Source organism: Saccharothrix coeruleofusca (genome assembly GCF_014648515.1).
In the GTDB taxonomy this organism is placed as follows: Bacteria; Actinomycetota; Actinomycetes; order Mycobacteriales; family Pseudonocardiaceae; genus Actinosynnema; species Actinosynnema coeruleofuscum.
This window is the reverse complement of the sequence record NZ_BMRG01000022.1, coordinates 12124-32544: the sequence shown is the minus strand read 5'-3', so window position 1 is coordinate 32544 and position 20421 is coordinate 12124. Positions and strand designations below refer to the sequence as shown.

Genomic DNA, 20421 nt, shown 5'->3' with positions numbered 1-20421 from the left:
CGCCGACAGGATCACCTGGCACGGGTCGTCGGCCACCTCCAGCGGCCCGGCGGGCTTCGACGCCGCCAGCACCTCCTTCAGGTCACCGTCGAGCAGCACCGTGCGCCGAGGGGCGGTCAGCTCCTTGGCCACCTTGCCCAGCTCCGTCGAGACGACCTTGCGCAGCACCTTGTCGTCCTCGAGGATGCGGGTCAGCTCCGCGATCTCGTTGCGCAGCCGGTCCTGCTCGGCCTCCAGCTCGATCGCGTCGTAGCGGGTCAGCCTGCGCAGCGGCGTGTCCAGGATGTAGGTGGCCTGCACCTCCGAGAGCTTGAACCGCTTGACCAGGCCCTCCTTCGCGGCCTGCGCGTTCTCGCTGCCCCGGATCAGCTTGATCACCTTGTCGATGTCCACCAGCGCCTTGAGCAGGCCCTCGACCAGGTGCAGCCGGTCCTCCCGCTTGCGCCGCCGGAACCGGGTCCGCCGCGTCACCACCTCGTAGCGGTGCGCCAGGAACACCTCCAGCAGCGCCTTGAGCCCCAGCGTGCGCGGCTGCCCGTCCACCAGCACCAGGTTGTTGATGCCGAACGACTGCTCCAGCGGCGTCAGCCGGTACAGGTCCGCCAGCAGCGCCTGCGGGTTCACCCCGACCTTGCACTCCACCACCAGCCGGACGCCGTTCTCCCGGTCGGTGAGGTCCTTCACGTCGGCGATGCCGGTCAGCCGCTTGGACTTGGTGACCTCGTCGTGGATCTTCTCGATGATCTTCTCCGGGCCCACCCCGTAGGGCAGCTCGGTCACCGTGATGGCCTGCCGCCCCCGACTGCCCTCCAGCGGCCCGGTCTCCACCTTGGCCCGCATCCGCACCACGCCGCGGCCCGTCTCGTACGCCCTGCGCACCTCGTCCAGCCCCAGCAGCACACCGCCGGTGGGCAGGTCCGGGCCCGGCACGAACTCCATCAGCTTGTCCAGCGAGGCGTCCGGGTGCGAGATCAGGTGCCGCGCCGCCGCCACGACCTCGCCCAGGTTGTGCGGGATCATGTTCGTCGCCATGCCGACCGCGATCCCCGAGGTGCCGTTGACCAGCAGGTTCGGGAACGCCGCAGGCAGCACCGAGGGCTCCTGCAACGAGCCGTCGTAGTTCGGGCGGAACTCGACGGTGTCCTCGTCAAGCTCCCCCACCAGCAGCATCGCCGCCGACGACATCCGCGCTTCGGTGTATCTCGACGCGGCCGGCCCGTCGTCTGGACTGCCGAAATTTCCGTGCCCGTCGATCAGCGGCGCGTTCAGCGAGAAGTCCTGGGCCAATCTGACCATGGCGTCATAAATGGCCGTGTCACCGTGCGGGTGGTACTTGCCCATCGTGTCGCCGACCACTCGCGACGATTTCACGTAAGGCGAATTCGGGCGGTGGCCCTGCTCGTTCATGGAGTACAGGATGCGGCGGTGGACCGGCTTCAGCCCGTCCCGCGCGTCGGGCAGCGCGCGGGAGTGGATGACCGAGTACGCGTACTCCAGGTAGGAGTCCTCGATCTCGGTGGTCAGCGAGTTGTCGAACACCTGCGCGCCCGCGCGGTCGAAGGCGGACGGGTCGACCCTGGTGACGGGGCCCTTGCGGCGTGCCATGGCTGAGCGTTCTCCTGGCGTCAGACGTCGATCGCGGACTGGTCGACCCGTGCGGCGGACTCGACGAGCCACGCGCGGCGCGGCTCGACTTTCTCCCCCATGAGCAGTTCGAGCGCGGCTTCGGCCGCCTCGGCGTCGTCGAGGGTGATCCGGCGGACCGAGCGGGTGGCGGGGTTCATGGTGGTTTCCCACAGCTCGTCGGCGTCCATCTCGCCCAGTCCCTTGAACCGGGGAACGGGCTTGACCACCGTTTTGCCCGCCTTTTCCAACTGGGCGACCTTGCGCTCCATCTCGCGCTGGGTGAAGGTGAAGTGGGTTTCCGGGTTGCGGCCCTTGGTCACCACCTTGTGCAGCGGGGGCATCGCGGCGTAGAGCCTGCCGTCCTCGATGACCGGTCGCATGTACTTGGCGAACAGGGTGATCAGCAGGGTGCGGATGTGCGAGCCGTCGACGTCCGCGTCGGCCATCAGGATGACGCGGCCGTAGCGCATGGCGGCCAGGTCGAAGGTGCGGCCGGTGCCCGCGCCGAGGACCTGCACGATGGAGGCGATCTCCGCGTTGCGCAGGGTGTCGGCCAGGCTGGCTTTCTGGACGTTGAGGATCTTGCCGCGCAGCGGCAGCAGCGCCTGGTACTCGGAGACGCGCGCCATGCGCGCCGAGCCCAGGGCGCTGTCGCCTTCCACGAGGAACAGTTCGCTTCGCGAAACACCTGTGGTGCGGCAGTCGACCAGCTTGGCGGGCATGGCCGCGCCTTCCAGCGCGGTCTTGCGGCGGGCGGCGTCCTTCTGCTGCTTCTGGGTCAGCCGGACGCGGGAGGCGTCGACGACCTTCTGCAGCACGACCTTGGCCTCGGCCTTGGTGCGGCGGTCCTCGGTCCAGGCCTTGACGTGCCGCTCGACGACGCCCAGGACGACCTTGGTGATGCCCGCGGTGGACAGTTCGTCCTTGGTCTGGGAGGTGAACTGGGGCTCGGGGATGCGGACGTGGATCACGGCCGTCATGCCCTCCAGCACGTCCTCCAGGGTGGGCGGGTCCTCCTTGGGCTTGAGCAGGCCCCTGGTGCGGCCGATGGCCTCCTGGACCGCCTTGAGCACCGCGCGCTCGAAGCCGCGGCGGTGGGTGCCGCCGTGCACGTTGCGGATGGTGTTGGTGAAGCACTCGACGGTGCGCTCGTAGCCGGTGCCCCAGCGCAGGGCGATTTCGACCTCGGCGTGCCGCTCGACCTTGGAGCGCATGACGCCGTTCTCGTCGGCGGCGTTCTCGTGGTAGACGCCGTCGCCGGTGACCAGGAGGGTGCCGGAGACGGCCTTCTCGCCGGAGGGGGCGAGGAAGTCGACCATGTCGGCCAGGCCGCCGGGGTAGTGGAAGACCTCTTCGGAGATGGCGCCGCCGGTGGCGTCGCGCAGCACGTAGGTGACGCCGGGGACGAGGAAGGCGGTGTTGCGCAGCTTGGTGCGGACGGCCTCGACGTCCAGCGCGGCGCCGTTCTCGAAGTAGCGGGCGTCGTGCCAGTAGCGGATGGAGGTGCCGGTGCGCTTGGTGCGGCCGGTGACGCGCAGGCCGGACTGGCGGGTGAAGGCGGCCTTGGGGCCGGGGCCGTCGAAGACGCCGGGCACGCCGTGGGCGAAGGACATCTCGTGGGTCTTGCCCTCGCGCCGGACGGTGACGTCGAAGCGGTGGGACAGGGCGTTGACCGCGGAGGCGCCGACGCCGTGCAGGCCGCCGGAGGTCTTGTAGCCGGAGCCGCCGAACTTGCCGCCCGCGTGCAGGCGGGTGAGCACCAGCTCGACGCCGGACAGGCCGGATTTGGCGTGCACGCCGGTGGGGATGCCGCGGCCGTCGTCGTCGACCTGGACGCTGCCGTCGGCGTGCAGGGTGACCGCGATCCGGGTGGCGTGGCCCGCGACGCCCTCGTCGGTGGAGTTGTCCACGATTTCGGTGAACAGGTGGTTGATGCCGCGGCTGTCGGTGGAGCCGATGTACATGCCGGGGCGCTTGCGAACCGCTTCCAGACCCTCCAGGTGGGTCAGGTCGTCGGCCCCGTAAAGGATCTCAGCGGTCACCGGACTCCCCAGGTCGTGGCGTTCATCGGGCGGTTCACGGTAGTGGAGGGTAACCACCGGGTCCGACATTTCTGCGGACACCGTGCTCGGTGACCGGGTCGGACGGTGTGGTGGTCGCCACCGCGGGCGGTTCGCCGGTGTCGGCGGGCGCCGCTCGTGGTGGGGCCGTCCCGGAGAGCGGGGTGTGGTGGCCCACCGCGTGAGTTTTCATCGTACCTCTAACGAGCGACAGGCGATGAACGGTGGGTATCGGGTCCACTGTGGACCGGGCCGCGATGGGAGGCCAAACCCGTTCGTGTGACCCCCGGTAGAGTGCCGCCGAATCCCCCGCAGGTCCGGCCAGGAGGTGATCGGGCGCCTTGGTGTTCCGACGTTCCGCCCCGAAGGAGAGCGCGCCGCAGGCGCCTCCGCCGCCGCCCGTCGAACCGGTGGTGGAGCAGGAGCCCCCGCCTCCGCCCCCGCCCGCCTACTCGGCGTCGTTCTCGGGTCCGGCGCTGGTGGTGGCGCCGCCGTCCGGGGCGTCCCCGGCGGCGGCGGCGCTGGCCAGGAGCCTGCCGGTGGACCGGGGGCGCACGGTGGTCGTGGTGGACGCGCCACCGGGCGAGGAGGCGGCGTTCTGGCACGCCGTGGCCGCCGCGCTGCACGGCCGCGGTCCGGTGCGGCTGGCGACCTCGCACGCGGGCACGATGCGCCCGACCGCGCCCGCGCAGTGGCTGGCCGAGCAGCTGCAGACCGAGGTGGTGGCCCCCGACGGGGTGCTGAGCACGGTGCCCGGCGCGGCGTTCGTGACCGGCGCGGGCGGCGGGTACGGCAGCTGGCTGCGCTTCCTGCCGGGGGCTTCGCCGACGCCGATGGGCAGGCGGTTCCCGGTGCCGCAGTGGGAGGCGGTGGACCCGAACTCCCCGTGGCCGACCGGCGAGGTGGGGGTCTCCGAGCCGATCCCGGCGGGGCTGTGGCTGCGGGCGCAGCGCACGCCGCCGGACCTGGCCTCCCCGGAGGCGCGGGCGGTGCTGGCGCTGCCGTGCCGGGACGCGGTGCTGACCGTCGTGGTGGGCGGTCCCGGCCAGCCGCCGATCCCGGTGGAGGAGGTGTGCAGGCTGCTGGCGGGGCTGTCGTCGGCGGCGCGGACGCGGGTGCGGCTGGTCTGGTACGGCGGCGAGCACCAGGCGCAGGCGGTGGCCGACCAGCTCGGCGAGCCGGTGTCGCTGTACACCGGTCTGCCGGTGGGCGCGCTGCGGGCGGGGGCCGCGGTGGTGGCGGTGAACCCGCGCGGCCAGCAGACGTGGCGGCCGTACGTGACCGAGGTGCGCTACCAGCCGGGCGGGCCGCCCGTGGTGGCCGCCTACCGGCCGCCGGTGCAGGGCCTGGTCGAGCGCGGGCCGGGGGTGTTCGACCTGGGCGGCGGCGTGGTGCTGGAGGTGGTGCCGTCCGGGCTGTGGGTGCGCGACGCCGAGGACGGCAGGGCGGCGGAGGTGCGCGCGCTGCCGGTGGACCCGGAGTGGGCGCGGCTGACCGTGGGCACCCCCGGCCGGACCACCGCGGGCGCGGTGGCCGTGGCGGGCGCGTCGCTGGTGGAGCGCTTGGAGCCGGAGGTGCGCAGGCTGCTGAGGGTGGTCTTCTGCGACCCGACGCCGCCGCCCCGGCCCCCGGTGGCTGAGGAGCCGCCGCCCGCGGCGGTGGCGGAGGACCCGATCCCGCTCAGCGTCGACGGCCCGCTGGCGGCGCCACCCGCGCCGCTGTGGGGCGAGCTGTCCGGCGACGAGGTCGTGCCCGCCGACCACCGCAGCACCGAGCAGGAGCGCGACGCGCTGCGGCGGATGCTGGGCGAGCGGTACGGGCAGCACGCCGCGGTGGCGTGCAGGCACCTGGTCGAGCGGCCGGACGACCCGGAGGCGTTCGAGGCGGTGGTGACCGACCTGGCCGCGGTGTCGGCGTGCCTGACCCAGGACGAGGAGGTCATGGTCGAGGCGTTCCGCCTCGGCAAGCTGGGCAGGCTGCGGCCGTACGCGGCGGCGGTGGTGTCGGGGCTGCGCAGGCTGCCGGTGTACCAGGGGGTGACGGTGTGCTGGGGCGAGCCGCACCAGTACCGGACCGGTGACCTGCTGGTGGAGCACGGCCCGCTGAGCACGGTGGCCGGACCGGTGCCCGCGGACGGCCGCACGGAGTTCCTCATCTGGTCGGTGGCCGGGCGGCGGGTGACCGTGGTCGACCAGTTCGGCGGGGTGCTGCAGGAGCGGGTGGTCTTCCCGCCCGGCACGACCTTCAAGGTGCTGGCGGTGGTGGAGGCCGAGGAGGGCGCGCCGATGCAGGTGATGCTGCAGGAGGTGGCGGGACCGCGCGCCGACCTGCCCGCCGGGGTCCTCGGGACGCTGGAGCGGGCGGCGGTGACGCTGCGGGCGCAGACGCGGGAGTGGGCCCGCGCGGCGACCTGACGTCCCCGGCCCCGCGAACGCGCGGTTCGCGGGGCCGGGGACGCGCCGGGTCAGCGCTTGCCCGCGATCCAGTCGCGGTACCAGTGGAAGCTGGCCCTCGGGGTGCGCTGCTGGGTGGCGTAGTCGACGTGCACGAGGCCGAACCGGTGCTTGTACCCGTGCGCCCACTCGAAGTTGTCCAGCAGCGACCACGCGAAGTAGCCGCGCAGGTCCACCCCGGCCGCCATGGCCTCGTGGGCGGCGGCCAGGTGGGTGCGCAGGAACTCGATGCGCTCCTGGTCGTCGAACCCCGGCGTGTCCGGGTACACGCACCCGTTCTCGGTGACGTAGACCGGCGGCAGGTCCGGGTAGCGGTTCTTGAGCCCCACCAGCGTCTCGGTCAGCCCCTGGGGCTCGACCGGCCAGCCCATGCCGGTGCGCGGCACGTCGGGCAGCCGGGTGGTGTCGATGCCGATGTCCACCGCGGTCCGGGTGGCCGGGTCGGGGTCGCGGTGCGGCGCGGCGGTGACGTGCTGGCGGTAGTAGTAGTTGATGCCCACGTAGTCCAGTGGCGTGCCGATGACCTCCAGGTCCCCGTCGTGCCGGAAGGACTTGTCGGTCAGCTCGCCGAAGACCTCGTCGTAGTCGGCCGGGTAGCGGCCGCCGAAGATCGGGTCGGTGAACTGCCGCCGCAGCAGCAGGTCGTGCCTGCGCGCCGCGGCCACGTCGGCCGGGTCGTCGCTGGTGGGCACGGACGGCGACTGGTTGAGCACGATGCCGAAGCGGTGCGAGGACCGGCCCGCCTCGCGCAGCGCCCGCACCGCCAGGCCGTGGCCGAGCTGGAGGTGGTGGGCGGCGGCCAGCGCGCCGTGGCCCTCCTTGGCCCCCGGAGCGTGCCTGCCCTCGCCGTAGCCGACCATGGCCGAGACGTAGGGCTCGTTGAACGTGGTCCAGTGGTCGACCAGGTCCCCCAGCGCCTCCTGCACGACCAGCGCGTAGTCGACGAACCGCAGCGCGGTCTCGCGGGAGCGCCAGCCGCCCTCCTCCTCCAGCGCCTGCGGCAGGTCCCAGTGGTAGAGGGTGAGGAACGGCTCGACCCCGCGCTCCCGCATCCCCTCCACCAGCCGCCGGTAGAAGTCCAGCCCGCGCTGCTCGACCGGCCCCTTGCCGGTGGGCTGCACGCGCGGCCAGGCCACCGAGAACCGGTAGGAGTCCACGCCCAGCGCGGTCAGCAGGTCCAGGTCCTCGGCCCAGCGGTGGTAGTGGTCGCACGCCACCGCCCCGGTGTCGCCGCCCGCGATGGCGCCCGGCACCGCGCCGAACGCGTCCCAGATGGACGGACCGCGGCCGTCCGCGTCCACCGCGCCCTCGATCTGGTAGGACGAGGTGGCCACGCCCCAGCGGAACCCCTCGGGGAAGTCGGTCATCTAAAGCTCCCGTTGCGAATGCGCGGGTGTTTCGTGCCGCGCTGACAGCCGGTGGGACCGCGGGGAGGTTCCCGCGGTCCCACCGGGTGGAAGAGGAATCCGGTGTCCCCGTCGTCCTCGACGGGGTGCCGAGCAGGCTGTCGCGGCGGTGCTCCCCGGTCGTGCGCGACCGGGGAGGACGTCAGCCCTTCAACGCGCCCTGCATGATGCCGCCGACGATCTGCCTGCCGAACAGCAGGAACACCAGCAGCACGGGCACCGTGCCGATGGTGGCGGCGGTAAGCACCAGGGTGTAGTCGGTGGTGTAACCACTGGCCAGGGTGGACAGCGCGGTCTGCACCGTCGGGTTCTCCGGCACCAGCACCACCAGCGGCCAGAAGAAGTCGTTCCACGCCTGCATGAAGGTGAACAGCCCGAGCACGGCCGCGGCGGGCCGCGCCGCGGGCAGCACCACGTGCCAGTACAGCCTCAGCGAGCTGCACCCGTCCATGCGGCCCGCTTCCAGCAGCTCGTCGGGCACCGCCCGCTCGAAGTACTGGCGCATGAAGAACACGCCGAACGCGGTCACCAGGCCGGGCACGATCACCGCGTGGATCTCCCCGGCCCAGCCGAAGTCGCTCATCATCATGTAGAGCGGGATGACGCCCAGCTCGGTCGGCACCGCCTGGGTGGCGACGACCAGCAGCATCAGCGCCGAGCGGCCCCGGAAGCGCAGCTTGGCGAAGGCGAAGCCGGCCAGGGTGGAGAAGAACACCACCGACACCGTGATGGTGCCCGCCACCACCAGCGAGTTCATCAGCGCCAGCGCGAAGTCGGTGGTGTCGAAGACGCGGGCGATGTTGGCGAACAGGTGCCCGCCGGGCACCAGCACCGGCGGCACCCGGTCCACCGCCGCTGGTGTCTGCGAGGACACCACCAGCGACCAGTACACCGGGAAGGCGGAGCCCGCCAGCACGGCGATCAGCGCCGCGTAGGTCCACGGTCCGGCGACCACCGCGACCCGACGCCGCCGCTTGGGCGGCGTCGGGGAGGCGGCGGACGGCGCGGACCGGTCCAGCACGCTGGTCATGTCGGCCCTCCTAGTCGGTCCGGATGCGGCGGGCGGCCAGGTAGCTCAGCCCGGTGATCAGCACGGTCGCCACCAGCAGCAGCCAGGCGATGGCCGAGGCGTAGCCGAAGTCGTACTTGGCGAAGCCCTGCTCGTAGAGGTAGAGCGCGGCGGTCTGGAACTGCCGGTCGGAGCCACCGGTGGCGGCGGCGGCTCCGGGGTTGAACAGCAGCGGTTCCGCCAGCAGCCGCATGTTGCCCGCGGTGGCGATCACCGTGGAGAAGATGATCTGCGGGCGCAGCATGGGGACGGTGATCCGCCAGAACTGCTGCCACGAGTTCGCCCCGTCCAGCCGGGCGGCCTCGTAGACCGAGGACGGGATGGCCTGCATCGACGCCAGGAAGATCAGCGCGTGGTAGCCCGTCCACCGCCACACCACCATGGTGGCGATGGCGACGTGCGAACTGGCGGTGCCCGCCTGCCAGTCGATGCGGCCTGCCCCGAACAGCTCCAGCACCCAGTTGATCAGCCCGAAGTCGCGGCCGAACAGCTGCGCGAAGATGATCGTCACCGCGGCCACCGAGGTGATGTTGGGCAGCAGCACGCCCATCCGGAACAGCGTGCGGGTGCGGATGCGCCGGTTGAGCAGCTGGGCGATGCCCAGCGCCAGCGCGATCTGCGGCACGGTGGTCAGCACCCACAGGCTCAGCGTGTTGCCCATGGCGTTCCAGAAGTACGGGTCGGCCGTGAGCAGCTGCGCGTAGTTCTCCAGCCCCACGAAGGTGGCCGAGTCGCCGTCGAGCAGGTTGCGGTCGTGCAGCGACACCCACGCCGTGTACAGCAGGGGGAACAGGCCGAACACCGCGAACAGCAGGAAGTACGGCGCGATGTAGGCGTAGGGCGCGTACCGGATGTCCCAGCGGTGGCGGCGTTCCCGCCAGTCCGTCCTCACCAGCGGCCTACTTCGCCAGCTTCTCGGCGTCGCCGACGAACTGCGTCCACGACTCCTCCGGACCCTGCTTGCCCTGCTCCACGCGCAGCATGGCGTTGCCGAGCTCGGTCTGCACGTCACCGGCCTTGGGGCCCTGGTACTGCGGCTTGAGCGCCTGGGCGGCGTCGGTGAAGACCTTGCCCACGGGGGCGTTGTTGAAGAACGGGTCGGTCTTCGAGGCGACCGACTGCTCGCTGTAGAGCTTGGGCGCGGACGGCAGCAGACCCGCCGAGGCGAACACCTTGGCCTGCTGCTCGGGCGCGGTCAGCCAGGTGGCCAGCTCGATGGCCTTCTCGGTGTTCTTGCCCTGCTTGGGCACGGTCAGGTACGAGCCGCCCCAGTTGCCGCCGCCGCCACCGGGCACCGCGGCCAGGTCCCACTTGCCCGCGGTGTCGGGCGCCTGGTCCTTGATCTTGGCCATCTGCCACGCCGGGCAGATCACGGTGGCGAACTGGCCCTGCTTGAAGCCGGTGTTCCACGCCGGGGTGCTGTAGAGCAGGCCCGCCGACAGGCCGTCGGCCACGCCCTTCGCGACCAGGTCCCAGCCCCTCTTGATGTCGGTGTTGCTGCCCACGACGATCTTGTCGTCGCGGTCGTAGTAGCCGGTGGGGGCCTGGCCGACGATCGCGTTGAGCAGGCTCGGCCCGCCGTCGAACCACTTCACGCCCGCGGGCGCCTTGGCCTGGAACTCACGGCCCTTGGCCATGAAGTCCTCCCAGGTCGGCCACAGGGCCGAGACCTGGTCGCGCTCGGTGGGCAGACCGGCCTGCTCCAGGAAGTCGCGGCGGTAGCAGATGGCCAGGCCGCCGACGTCGGTGCCGTAGCCGATCTGCTTGCCGTCCTTGGACAGCGACGCCTCCCACTTCCAGTCCAGCCACTGGTCCTTGCGGCTGGCGTCGAGCTCGACGAAGCGGTCCGGGTTGGTCTTGAACTGGTTGATGTAGCCGGTGTCCACGGCCTCGATGTCGGCCGCGCCGTTGTTGGTGGCCAGGTGCGCGGCGAGGTTCTTGTGGTGGTCGGAGTAGGAGGCGGTGCGGTCGGTGATGTCGATGTCCGGGTGCGCCTTCTCGTACTCCTCGAACAGTTGCTGGTAGCCGAAGTTGCCGAACAGGCCGATGGTGATGCGGGTCTTGCCGCCAGCGGCACCGCTGCCGCAACCGGCTACCAGGCTCGCGGCCAGCAGGCCAACGCCCAGCAGGGGTACGGCGGCTCTCGTGGTGCGGCGCATTTCGCTACTCCCCTTCCGTTTTTGGGCGCACCTGATACCGGGAACGTCCTCACGAGGGGTTTCCGGGAATGAGCCGGTGCGGTGCCAGCCCGGTGCGGTGTTCATGACAACCGCAGCCCGGCGACACCGTCAAGTAACAAAGCGATAACCTGGTTGTGCGGTGACCCCGGACACCCTGCTGGCGTTTCCGCAGGTGGTACGGTATCCAGCCTGGTCAGACCACAGAAGCCCCGGTGGGCTTGGAACGCTGTAACCGGTTACAAAGAGAAGAGCCCAGATGACCACCATCAGGGAGATCGCGGAACTCTGCGGGGTGTCCGTGGCGACCGTCTCGCGCGTTTTCAACCAGCCCTCCACGGTCAGCCGGGAAAAGCGCGAGGTGGTCGAGCGGGTGGCCCGCGAACTCGATTACCGGCCCAACGAGTCGGCCCGCGCGCTGGCCACCAAGCGCTCCGGCCTGATCGGCCTGGTCTGGGACACCGACCACCGCAGGCCCGGCTGGCGGCACCCGTACCTGCAGGAGCTGCTGATCGGGCTGAAGTCCGCGCTCAGCGCGCACGGCTACCACCTGCTGATGCTGGCCACCAGCGGGTCGGCCGCGCTGCGCGCGGTGGGGGCGTCGCTGGCCGACCCGGTGGCGTACGTGAACATGACGCGCAGGCACCACCTGGGCGGGCTGGTGCTCATCGACAGCGGCTCGGACGCGCCCGCGTTCGCCGCGTTCGCGCAGTCCGGCCTGCCGTGCGTGGCCGTGGACGTGGCCGTGCAGGGGCCGCGCGCCACCTACGTCACCTCCGACAACGTGGGGGGCGCGCGGATGGCGGTGCAGCACCTGGTGGCCGCCGGGCACCGGCGCATCGCCACCATCACCGGCCCGCCGCACAACCGCCCGGCCACCGACCGGCTCGCGGGCTACCGCGCCGCGATGGCCGAGGCGGACCTGCCCGTGCCGCCGGAGTACGTGGTCGTGGGCGACTTCTACCGCCCCAGCGGCCAGGCCGCGATGCGCGCGCTGCTGGCCCTGCCCGACCCGCCCACCGCGGTGTTCGCCGCGGGCGACGAGATGGCCGTGGGCGCGATGCTGGCGGCCCGCCACGCGGGCCTGGCCGTGCCCTCGGACGTGGCCGTGATCGGCTTCGACGACATCGAGCTGGCGGCGCTGGTCGACCCGCCGCTGACCACCCTGGCCCAGGACAAGGCGGGCATCGGCGTGGCGGCGGCGCGGGCGGTGCTGACCATGGTGCACGGCGGCGAGCCCCCCGTCCCCGCTTTCCTGCCCACCAAGCTGGTCGTGCGGGCCTCCGTGTCCGATGGCCCCGGCTCCGTCGGGGCGGCTCGGCCGCCCGGAAGCCTGCCCACCGGGCCCACGCCGACGCCGTCCGAGGCATCCGAGTGCGCGAGTTGAGCGTCCGGGCACCGCGAACCGAGCGTCCGGGCACCGCGAACCGAACGTCCGGACACCGCGAGCCGAGCGTTGGGGTACCGCGGACCCAGCGGTCGGGCAGCGGATCGCGGTCAGCGGTCGACACGAGAAGCTCAGGTGGTGTTCGCGGGGGGCGCGGTCGATCCTCTGGGATGTGGGGCTAGCGCTTGGCCTTGGCGGCGTCGTAGGCCACCCGCGCCCGCTCCACCTCGGGCAGGCGCTCGGTCGACCACCGCGCCAGCGAGGCGAACAGCGGGGCGAGGCTGCGCCCGAGTTCGCTGATCTCGTACTCCACCCGCGGCGGCACCTCCGGGTGGTAGGTGCGCACCACCAGCCCGTCCCGCTCCAGCTGCCGCAGCCGCTGGGTGAGCACCTTGGGCGTGATCGAGCCGATGCGGCGCTCCAGCTCCACGAACCGCTGCCTGCCGTGCTCGTTCAGCGTCCACAGGATCGGCGTGGTCCACCGGCTGAACACCAGGTCCACCACCGGGGCGATGGGGCACGCCTGCTCCGGGTCGACCCGGCTCGTCACCGTCGCACCGCTCAAGGGTTCCTCCCGGGAAGCCACTTTCCTGTAGGTACCTACTATCTTCGCGATGCTAGCTTCGCCGCGATCTTCCGGACAAGCGAGGAGAAGCGGCATGATCGTGGTGACCGGGGCTACCGGGAACGTCGGGCGGACGCTGGTGGGTCTGGTGGCGTCGTCCGGTGAGGACGTGGTGGCGGTGTCCCGCCGATCACCGGAACCGCCTCTGCCGCAAGGGGTCCGGCACCAGTCCGCCGACCTCGCGGAGCCGGACGGCCTCCTGCCCGCCTTCGACGGCGCGGACGCGTTGTTCCTGCTGACCGCGGGCCGGGACCCGCGGGCGGTCCTCGACGCCGCCGAGGCGGGCGGGGTCCGGCGGGTCGTGCTGCTGTCGTCGCAGGGCGCGGGGACGCGTCCGCACCAGTACCCGCACCCGGCGGCGTTCGAACGGGCCGTGCGGGACCGCGGCCTGCCGTGGACGGTCCTGCGCCCCGGCGGCTTCCACTCCAACGCGTTCGCCTGGGTCCGGTCGATCCGCGAGCAGCACACGGTCGCCGCCCCGTTCGGCGACGTGGCGCTGCCCACCGTCGATCCGGTCGACATCGCCGAAGTGGCCGCCGCGGCGCTGCTCGACCACGGCCACGAGGAGCGGACCTACGTGCTCACCGGCCCCGAGCCGACCACCCCGCGCGAGCGCGCCGAGGCCATCGGCGACGTGTTGGGCGTGCCGCTGCGGTTCGTCGAGCAGACGCGCGAGCAGGCCCGCGCGCGGATGACCGCGTCCATGCCCGAGCCGGTCGTGGACGCCACGCTGGCCATCCTCGGCGACCCGCTGCCCGAGGAACGGCGGGTCAGCGGCGACGTCGCACGACTGCTCGGGCGCCCAGCGCGGTCCTTCGCCGACTGGGCCGAGCGCAACGCCGCGATCTTCCGCTGAAGGGAACCCCCATGCACACCAACATCCTCGGCTCGACGCTGCACCACCGGGAAGTCGGCTCCGGAGCGCCGGTCGTCTTCCTGCACGGCAACCCCACGTCGTCGCACCTGTGGCGGCACGTCCTGCCCGCCATCGGCGGGGCGCGCAGGCGACTGGCCCCCGACCTCGTCGGCATGGGCGAGTCCGGGAAGCCCGACATCGCCTACACCTTCGCCGAGCACGCCGCCTACCTCGACGCCTGGTTCGACGCGCTGGGGCTGGAGGACGTCGTGCTGGTCGGGCACGACTGGGGCGGCGCGCTGGCGTTGGACTGGGCCGCCCGCCACCCGGAGCGGGTGCGGGGCGTCGCGTTCACCGAGACGATCGTGAAACCCCTGTCCTGGCAGGAGTTCCCCGAGGGCGGGCACGAACTGTTCCGGGCCGTGAGGACACCGGGCGTCGGCGAGGCGATGGTCCTGGACGAGAACGCGTTCCTGGAGAAGGTCCTGCCCATGACGGTCGCGAACCCGATCGCCGAGCAGGACCTGGAGGTCTACCTCGCCCCGTACCCGACTCCGGGGAGCCGCCGCCCGCTGCTGCAGTGGTCGCGCTCCATGCCGCTGGACGGCCAACCCGCCGACGTGGTGGCCCGCGTCGAGCGCTACGACCGCTGGCTGGCGGCCAGCGGCGAGGTCCCGAAGCTGCTGATCACCTTCGAGCCGGGGCCGGGCGCGATGACGACGCCGGAGACCGTGCGGTGGTGCCGGGAGAACATCACGGGCCTGCGCGTCCACCACCACCCGGAACCGGCGGGCCACCACACGCCGGAGGACCACCCGGAGGTCGTCGCGGCGGCCGTCACCGCCTGGCTGGACGACCACGACCTGGGCTGAGCGACCCGGAAGTCCTTTCCGGGGCGGCAGTCCCCGGCATTAGGATGCGGGTCTTCCCGGTGTGGGGGTGAACAGCGTTGAGCACACCCGTCCTGTGGCTGTCCGGTCCGCCGGGCGTCGGCAAGACCGCTGTCGGCTGGGAGGTCTACTCCCGCCTCGCCGGCTCCGGCATCAGGACCGGCTACGTCGACATCGACCAGTTGGGCATCTGCTACCCCGAGCCCTCCGACGACCCCGGACGGCATCGGATGCAGGCGCGCAACCTCGCCGGGGTGGTGGCCGACTTCCGAGCCGCCGGGGCGCGGTGCGTCGTCGTGTCCGGGGTCGTCGACGTCGACCGCGGCGTGCCGGTCGACCTGCTGCAGGGCGTCGCGCTGACCGTGTGCCTGCTGCGGGCCGCCCCGGAAGAACTCGAACGGCGTTTCCTGGGCCGGGGGGAACCGGTCGAGCAGGTCGAGCACGTCCTGCGGGAGGCCGAGGCCCTGGACGCCCGCGACTTCGCCGATTTCCGCGTCGACACGACTGGTCTGCCGGTGGTCGACGTGGCTCGGCGGGTGCTGGAGCACGGGTGGCCCGTGCTCACCGACCCCGGCCCCTGCCCCAGCGCGGCCGCACCGCGAGCCGACGGGCCGGTGCTGTGGCTGTGCGGGGTCACCGGCGTGGGCAAGTCGGCGGTCGGCTTCGACGTGTACCGACGGGTTCTGCGCACCGGGCGCAGGGTCGCCTACGTCGACCTGGACCAGCTCGGCTTCCTCGGCCCCGCTCCGGCGGACCACGGCGTGCGGGCCCGCAACCTGGCCGTGCTGTGGGGGACCTACCGCGCGGCCGGGGCCGAGGCGGTGGTCGTGGTCGGCCCGGTCGAGGACGCGGCCGCGTTCGAGGTGTACGCCCAAGCGCTCCCCGCCGCGACCATCACGCTGTGCGGGCTGCACGCCGGCCGCGCCCGGCTGGCCGAGCGGATCGCGGCGCGCGGGCGGGGAGGCGGTTGGTGGCAGCCGGGCGACCCGCTGCGGGGCCGCTCGACCGCGCACCTGCTCCGCGTCGCCGAGCGGGCCGCCGCCGACGCCGAGGCGCTGCGCCGCACCGGCATCGGCGACCTGTGGATCGACACCGGGGCGTTGAGCGCCGAGGACGCCGCCGAGGAGGTCCTCAGCCGGTCCGGCTGGCCCGACCTCACACGTTGCGCCGGTACTGGCCACCCACCTCGAAGAACGCCTCGGTGATCTGCCCCAGCGTGCACACCCGCGCCGCGTCCATCAGCACCGCGAACACGTTCTCCCCCGACGCGGCGGCCTCCTTGAGCCTGCGCAGCGCCGGCTCCGCCTCGGCCGCGTGCGCCTCGGCGAACGCGCGGGTGCGCTCCACCTGCGACCGCTTCTCCTCCTCGGTGGCCCGCGCCAGCTCGATCTCCACCCGCTCGGGCGTTCCCGACTCGGGCAGGAACGTGTTGACCCCGATCAGCGGCAGCGACCCGTCGTGCTTGCGCTGCTCGTACAGCATCGACTCGTCCTGGATGCGGCCGCGCTGGTAACCGGTCTCCATCGCGCCCAGCACGCCGCCGCGCTCGGAGAGCCGGTCGAACTCCGCCAGCACGGCCTCCTCGACCAGGTCGGTCAGCTCCTCGATGACGAACGAGCCCTGCAGGGGGTTCTCGTTGGCCGCCAGGCCCCACTCCTTGTTGATGATGAGCTGGATGGCCATCGCCCGCCGCACCGAGGACTCCGTCGGCGTGGTGATCGCCTCGTCGTAGGCGTTGGTGTGCAGGGAGTTGCAGTTGTCGTAGAGCGCGCACAGCGCCTGCAGCGTGGTGCGGATGTCGTTGAAGTCCATCTCCTGCGCGTGCAGCGACCGCCCGGAGGTCTGCACGTGGTACTTGAACTTCTGCGACCGCTCGTTGGCCCCGTAGCGCTCCCGCATGGCCACCGCCCAGATCCGCCGGGCGACGCGGCCGATCACGCTGTACTCGGCGTCCATCCCGTTGGAGAAGAAGAACGACAGGTTCGGGGCGAAGTCGTCGATCTTCATGCCGCGCGCCAGGTAGGACTCGACGTAGGTGAACCCGTTGGCCAGGGTGAAGGCGAGCTGGCTGATCGGGTTCGCACCGGCCTCGGCGATGTGGTAACCGGAGATCGACACCGAGTAGAAGTTGCGCACCTTGTTCTGGATGAACCACTCCTGGATGTCGGCCATCATCCGCAGCGAGAACTCGGTGGAGAAGATGCAGGTGTTCTGCCCCTGGTCCTCCTTGAGGATGTCGGCCTGCACGGTGCCGCGCACGGTCGCCAGCGCGTGCGCCTTGAGCTGCTCGGCCTCGGCGGCGGTGGGCTCGCGGCCGTGCTCGGCGCGGAAGGCGTCCAGCCGCTGGTCCACCACCGTGTTGAGGAAGAACGCCAGGATCGTCGGCGCGGGTCCGTTGATGGTCATCGACACCGAGGTGGTCGGCGCGGTCAGGTCGAACCCGTCGTAGAGCGCCTTCATGTCGTCCAGCGTCGCGATGGACACGCCGGAGGTGCCGATCTTGCCGTACACGTCCGGCGGGGTGTCCGGGTCGCGGCCGTACAGGGTCACCGAGTCGAACGCGGTGGACAGCCTGGTCGCCTCCGAGCCGCGCGACAGGTACTTGAACCGCCGGTTGGTGCGGAAGGCGTCGCCCTCGCCCGCGAACATGCGCGCCGGGTCCTCGCCCTCGCGCTTGAACGGGAACACGCCCGCGGTGTAGGGGAAGCGGCCGGGCAGGTTCTCCTTGCGTAGGAACCTCAGCAGCGTGCCGTCGTCGTCGTAGCGGGGCAGCGCCACGCGCGGAACCTTGTTGCCCGACAGGGTCTCCCGCGTCAACCGGGTGCGGATCTCCTTGTCCCGCACGCGCACCACCAGCTCGTCACCGGTGTAGTCCTCGACCACCTCGGGCCACTGGGCCAGCAGGTCGGCCACGTCCGCGTCGACCCGCCGCCGCGCCGAGGCCAGCAGGTCGTCGACCACCGCGGTGTCGTGCCCGGCGGCGGCCAGCTCCTCGCGCGCGGCACGCAGGTGCGCCACCCGGCGCACCGCGTCCACGTGCGTCTCGGTGGCGCGGTGGTAGCCGCGCACGGTCTCGGCGATCTCCGAGAGGTAGCGGGCCCGCGAGGGCGGCACCACGGTGGCGGCCGAGGTGGAGACCTTGCCCGCCACGGCGGGCAGCGCACCCCGCTCGACGCCCAGCCCGCGCCGCGCCAGCTCGTCGCGCAGGTGCTGGTACAGCGCGGTCACGCCGTCGTCGTTGAACGTCGCCGCGCTGGTGCCGAAGACCGGCATGTCCTCCCACGAGCGGCCGAACGCCTCGCGGTTGCGCACCAGCTGCCGCGCCACGTCGCGGCGGGCGTCCTCCGCGCCGCGTCGCTCGAACTTGTTGATGGCCACCGCGTCGGCGAAGTCCAGCATGTCGATCTTCTCCAGCTGCGACGCGGCGCCGAACTCCGGCGTCATCACGTACAGCGAGAGGTCGGCGAACGGCACGATCGCCGCGTCGCCCTGGCCGATGCCCGGCGTCTCCACCACCACGAGGTCGAACCCGGCCGCGCGGCAGGCCAGCACGGCGTCGGCCAGCCCGTCGGGCACCTCCGCGCCCGCGCGCCGGGTGGCCATCGACCGGAAGTAGACCCGGTCGCCGTCCAGGCAGTTCATCCGGATGCGGTCGCCCAGCAGCGCGCCGCCGCCGCGCCGCCGCGTCGGGTCGATGGCCAGCACCGCGATGCGCAGCTTGTCCTGCTGGTCCAGCCGGAACCGGCGGACCAGCTCGTCGGTCAGCGAGGACTTGCCCGAGCCGCCGGTGCCGGTGATGCCCAGGACGGGCACCGGGCGCGAGGCCGCGGCGCGCGCCATCGCCGCGCGCACGTCCTCGGGCAGCCTGCCCGCCTCGATCAGGGTGATCGCCCTGGCCAGCACGTCCTGCGCGCCGGTGAACAGCGCGTCCCAGTCGGTCGGGGCGTCCAGGGCCAGGTCGCGGTCGCACTCCCGGACCATGGTGTTGATCATGCGGGCCAGGCCGAGCCGCTGCCCGTCCTGCGGGGAGAAGATCCGCGCCACGCCGCGCGAGTGCAGCAGCTCGATCTCCTCGGGGACGATCACGCCGCCCCCGCCGCCGAAGACCTTGACGTGCCCGGCGCCGCGCTTGGCCAGCAGTTCGACCAGGTAGGTGAAGTACTCGACGTGGCCGCCCTGGTAGGCGCTGATGGCCACGCCCTGCACGTCCTCCTGCAGCGCCGCGTCGACGACCTCGCGCACCGAGCGGTTGTGGCCGAGGTGGATCACCTCCGCGCCCTGCGACTGCAGGATGCGGCGCATGATGTTGATCGCGGCGTCGTGGCCGTCGAACAGGCTGGCCGCGGTCACGAAGCGGACCGGGTTGCGGGGCACGTGCAAGGTGTTGGAGGTGGTCACGACGGCTCCTTCGACATCGCGGGCACCCCTAGATTACTAGGACATCCGTCTATTGGAAGTGCTAGGGAAATGTGCTCCACCTCACCGGTGTTTGATCCACAGCCGCCCCCCGTCCGTTTCCCCTCAAGAGGCCCGTGTAGCGTTGGACCAAAAGGGGTAAGGGACCGCCCATGAGCAACACGCCGATCTACGACGAGTTGGCCGCCATCCACCTCGCCGACCTGCCGACCGCCGCGCAGGCTCCCGCCGAGCCGCCCGCGCCGCCGGTCGCCGAGCCGTCTCCGCAGGTCCGCACCGGCGGCAGGCGACGCAAACCCGAACCGCAGGGGTAATCCCCGGTTCGAAGTCGAACAGGCGTTCGACCGTGCGCTAGGCTCGCCCCGTGTCGCAGCCTGTGCAGGGGTCGCTGTTCGGCGGTGAGGAACCCGCTCTGCGCCCGCTCGCGGACCTGCGCCGCTCGACGCTGGGCCACGGGGCCTGGGTCGACGTGCTACCGGGCTGGCTGACCGGCGCCGACGTGCTGTTCGAGCGGCTGGCTGCCGAGGTGCCCTGGCGCGCCGAGCGGCGGCGGATGTACGACCGGGTGGTCGACGTGCCGCGCCTGCTGTGCTTCTACGGCGAGGGCGCGCCGCTGCCCGACCCGGTGCTGGACCTGGCGCGGGAGGCGCTGAGCGCCCGGTACGCCGAGGAACTGGGCGAGCCGTTCCGCACGGCCGGGCTGTGCTTCTACCGCGACGGCCGCGACAGCGTGGCCTGGCACGGCGACACGCTGGGGCGCGGCGGCACCGAGGACACCATGGTCGCGATCGTGTCGGTGGGCGCCGCGCGTCCCCTGCTGCTGCGGCCGCGAGGCGGCGGACCGACGGTGCGGCACTCGCTGGGGCACGGCGACCTCATCGTCATGGGCGGGTCGTGCCAGCGCACCTGGGAGCACGCGGTGCCCAAGACCGCCAGGCCGGTCGGGCCGCGGATCAGCGTCCAGTTCCGCCCGCGCGGCGTCCGCTGACGCCCCCCACAGCCCCCGATTCCGCCCGGCCGGTCGCAGCGTCGCCGAAGGCCCCCGGCAGCCGCCGGATCGCACGCGTCACCCGCACCGGTGACTAGGCCGAGGCGCGGGTGGTGACCTCGGCGGGGGACACCGCGGCGGCGCAGTCCTCGCACACCAGCCGGGCGCCCACGTGGCCACCGCAGTCCGCGTGCTCGGCGACGCGCGGCGGCCCCGCCTCCCCCGACAGGTGGCGGTCGCCCCACTCCATCAGCGCGACCACCACCGAGGTCAGCTCCCGCCCCATCGCGGTCAGCCGGTACTCGAAGCGGCGGGGGCGTTCCTGGTACTGCACGCGCTCCAGCACCCCGTGCCCGACCAGCCCGCTGAGCCGGTCGCTGAGCACGTTGCGGGCGATCGGGAGCCGGGCCAGGAAACCGTCGAACCGGGTCACCCCCTGCAGCGCGTCCCGCACGATGAGCAGCGTCC

The 20421-nt window shown here is 72.3% G+C and carries 16 protein-coding genes; 7 read left to right on the top strand and 9 right to left on the bottom strand.

The window, feature by feature from the left end; translation table 11 throughout:
* Together IEZ00_RS37430 and IEZ00_RS32195 are read right to left on the bottom strand one after the other, a co-directional pair.
* The coding region (locus IEZ00_RS37430; RefSeq protein ID WP_229796312.1) for a DNA gyrase/topoisomerase IV subunit A at positions 1-1605 on the bottom strand (1605 nt) is incomplete at its 3' end.
* Between the two features lie 20 nt (positions 1606-1625).
* Positions 1626-3668, bottom strand: a complete 2043-nt coding sequence (locus IEZ00_RS32195; RefSeq protein WP_189227151.1) for a DNA gyrase/topoisomerase IV subunit B — start codon at positions 3666-3668, stop codon at positions 1626-1628.
* 362 nt (positions 3669-4030) lie between these two features.
* On the opposite strand from IEZ00_RS32195, the gene IEZ00_RS32190 reads away from it, so the two are divergent.
* Positions 4031-6100 carry a hypothetical protein gene (locus tag IEZ00_RS32190; protein ID WP_189227223.1) on the top strand — a complete coding sequence of 690 codons (2070 nt, stop codon included), beginning with the start codon at positions 4031-4033 and terminating at the stop codon, positions 6098-6100.
* 50 nt (positions 6101-6150) lie between these two features.
* Here IEZ00_RS32190 and IEZ00_RS32185 read toward each other — a convergent pair whose 3' ends face one another.
* The 4 genes from IEZ00_RS32185 to IEZ00_RS32170 all read right to left on the bottom strand — a co-directional run bounded on the left by IEZ00_RS32185 (position 6151) and on the right by IEZ00_RS32170 (position 10773).
* The gene (locus IEZ00_RS32185; protein WP_189227150.1) at positions 6151-7506 is read right to left on the bottom strand and encodes a GH1 family beta-glucosidase; all 1356 of its coding nucleotides are present in this window, start codon (positions 7504-7506) and stop codon (positions 6151-6153) included.
* Between the two features lie 181 nt (positions 7507-7687).
* Positions 7688-8575, bottom strand: a complete 888-nt coding sequence (locus tag IEZ00_RS32180; RefSeq protein WP_189227149.1) for a carbohydrate ABC transporter permease — start codon at positions 8573-8575, stop codon at positions 7688-7690.
* Positions 8576-8585: 10 nt separating this feature from the next.
* A complete protein-coding gene (locus IEZ00_RS32175) occupies positions 8586-9506 on the bottom strand; it encodes a carbohydrate ABC transporter permease (RefSeq protein WP_189227148.1) in 921 nt (306 codons plus the stop codon).
* A gap of 7 nt (positions 9507-9513) precedes the next feature.
* Positions 9514-10773 (bottom strand): ABC transporter substrate-binding protein, encoded by a 1260-nt coding sequence (locus IEZ00_RS32170; RefSeq protein WP_189227147.1) that lies wholly within the window; start codon positions 10771-10773, stop codon positions 9514-9516.
* A gap of 277 nt (positions 10774-11050) precedes the next feature.
* On the opposite strand from IEZ00_RS32170, the gene IEZ00_RS32165 reads away from it, so the two are divergent.
* Positions 11051-12178 carry a LacI family DNA-binding transcriptional regulator gene (locus IEZ00_RS32165; RefSeq protein ID WP_189227146.1) on the top strand — a complete coding sequence of 376 codons (1128 nt, stop codon included), beginning with the start codon at positions 11051-11053 and terminating at the stop codon, positions 12176-12178.
* A 178-nt stretch (positions 12179-12356) separates the two neighbouring features.
* Here IEZ00_RS32165 and IEZ00_RS32160 read toward each other — a convergent pair whose 3' ends face one another.
* Positions 12357-12743, bottom strand: a complete 387-nt coding sequence (locus IEZ00_RS32160) for a winged helix-turn-helix transcriptional regulator (RefSeq protein ID WP_229796310.1) — start codon at positions 12741-12743, stop codon at positions 12357-12359.
* Positions 12744-12837: 94 nt separating this feature from the next.
* On the opposite strand from IEZ00_RS32160, the gene IEZ00_RS32155 reads away from it, so the two are divergent.
* The 3 genes from IEZ00_RS32155 to IEZ00_RS32145 all read left to right on the top strand — a co-directional run bounded on the left by IEZ00_RS32155 (position 12838) and on the right by IEZ00_RS32145 (position 15754).
* Positions 12838-13659, top strand: coding sequence for an NAD(P)H-binding protein (locus IEZ00_RS32155; protein WP_189227144.1), 822 nt, complete (start codon positions 12838-12840; stop codon positions 13657-13659).
* A gap of 11 nt (positions 13660-13670) precedes the next feature.
* Entirely contained in the window at positions 13671-14531 is an 861-nt protein-coding gene (locus tag IEZ00_RS32150; RefSeq protein WP_189227143.1) for a haloalkane dehalogenase, read from the top strand.
* 77 nt (positions 14532-14608) lie between these two features.
* Positions 14609-15754 (top strand): AAA family ATPase, encoded by a 1146-nt coding sequence (locus tag IEZ00_RS32145; protein WP_189227142.1) that lies wholly within the window; start codon positions 14609-14611, stop codon positions 15752-15754.
* Here IEZ00_RS32145 and icmF read toward each other — a convergent pair.
* Positions 15705-18947 carry a fused isobutyryl-CoA mutase/GTPase IcmF gene (icmF, locus tag IEZ00_RS32140; protein ID WP_189227141.1) on the bottom strand — a complete coding sequence of 1081 codons (3243 nt, stop codon included), beginning with the start codon at positions 18945-18947 and terminating at the stop codon, positions 15705-15707. The genes IEZ00_RS32145 and icmF overlap by 50 nt on opposite strands.
* Positions 18948-19117: 170 nt before the next feature.
* On the opposite strand from icmF, the gene IEZ00_RS32135 reads away from it, so the two are divergent.
* Both IEZ00_RS32135 and IEZ00_RS32130 read left to right on the top strand, forming a co-directional pair.
* Positions 19118-19279 carry a hypothetical protein gene (locus IEZ00_RS32135; RefSeq protein ID WP_189227140.1) on the top strand — a complete coding sequence of 54 codons (162 nt, stop codon included), beginning with the start codon at positions 19118-19120 and terminating at the stop codon, positions 19277-19279.
* Positions 19280-19329: 50 nt separating this feature from the next.
* Positions 19330-19953 (top strand): alpha-ketoglutarate-dependent dioxygenase AlkB family protein, encoded by a 624-nt coding sequence (locus IEZ00_RS32130; protein ID WP_189227139.1) that lies wholly within the window; start codon positions 19330-19332, stop codon positions 19951-19953.
* A gap of 94 nt (positions 19954-20047) precedes the next feature.
* On the opposite strand, the gene IEZ00_RS32125 is transcribed toward IEZ00_RS32130, so the two are convergent.
* Positions 20048-20421, bottom strand: a 374-nt coding sequence (locus IEZ00_RS32125) for a winged helix-turn-helix transcriptional regulator (RefSeq protein ID WP_229796309.1), incomplete at its 5' end; no start/stop codon positions are given.

Bases quoted from the DNA above. Each gene is read 5' to 3' on its own strand.
- IEZ00_RS32185 (WP_189227150.1), bottom strand. From the start codon at position 7,506: ATGACCGACTTCCCCGAGGGGTTCCGCTGGGGCGTGGCCACCTCGTCC.
- IEZ00_RS32170 (WP_189227147.1), bottom strand. From the start codon at position 10,773: ATGCGCCGCACCACGAGAGCCGCCGTACCCCTGCTGGGCGTTGGCCTG.
- IEZ00_RS32165 (WP_189227146.1), top strand. From the start codon at position 11,051: ATGACCACCATCAGGGAGATCGCGGAACTCTGCGGGGTGTCCGTGGCG.
- IEZ00_RS32150 (WP_189227143.1), top strand. From the start codon at position 13,671: ATGCACACCAACATCCTCGGCTCGACGCTGCACCACCGGGAAGTCGGC.
- IEZ00_RS32155 (WP_189227144.1), top strand. From the start codon at position 12,838: ATGATCGTGGTGACCGGGGCTACCGGGAACGTCGGGCGGACGCTGGTG.
- IEZ00_RS32135 (WP_189227140.1), top strand. From the start codon at position 19,118: ATGAGCAACACGCCGATCTACGACGAGTTGGCCGCCATCCACCTCGCC.
- IEZ00_RS32180 (WP_189227149.1), bottom strand. From the start codon at position 8,575: ATGACCAGCGTGCTGGACCGGTCCGCGCCGTCCGCCGCCTCCCCGACG.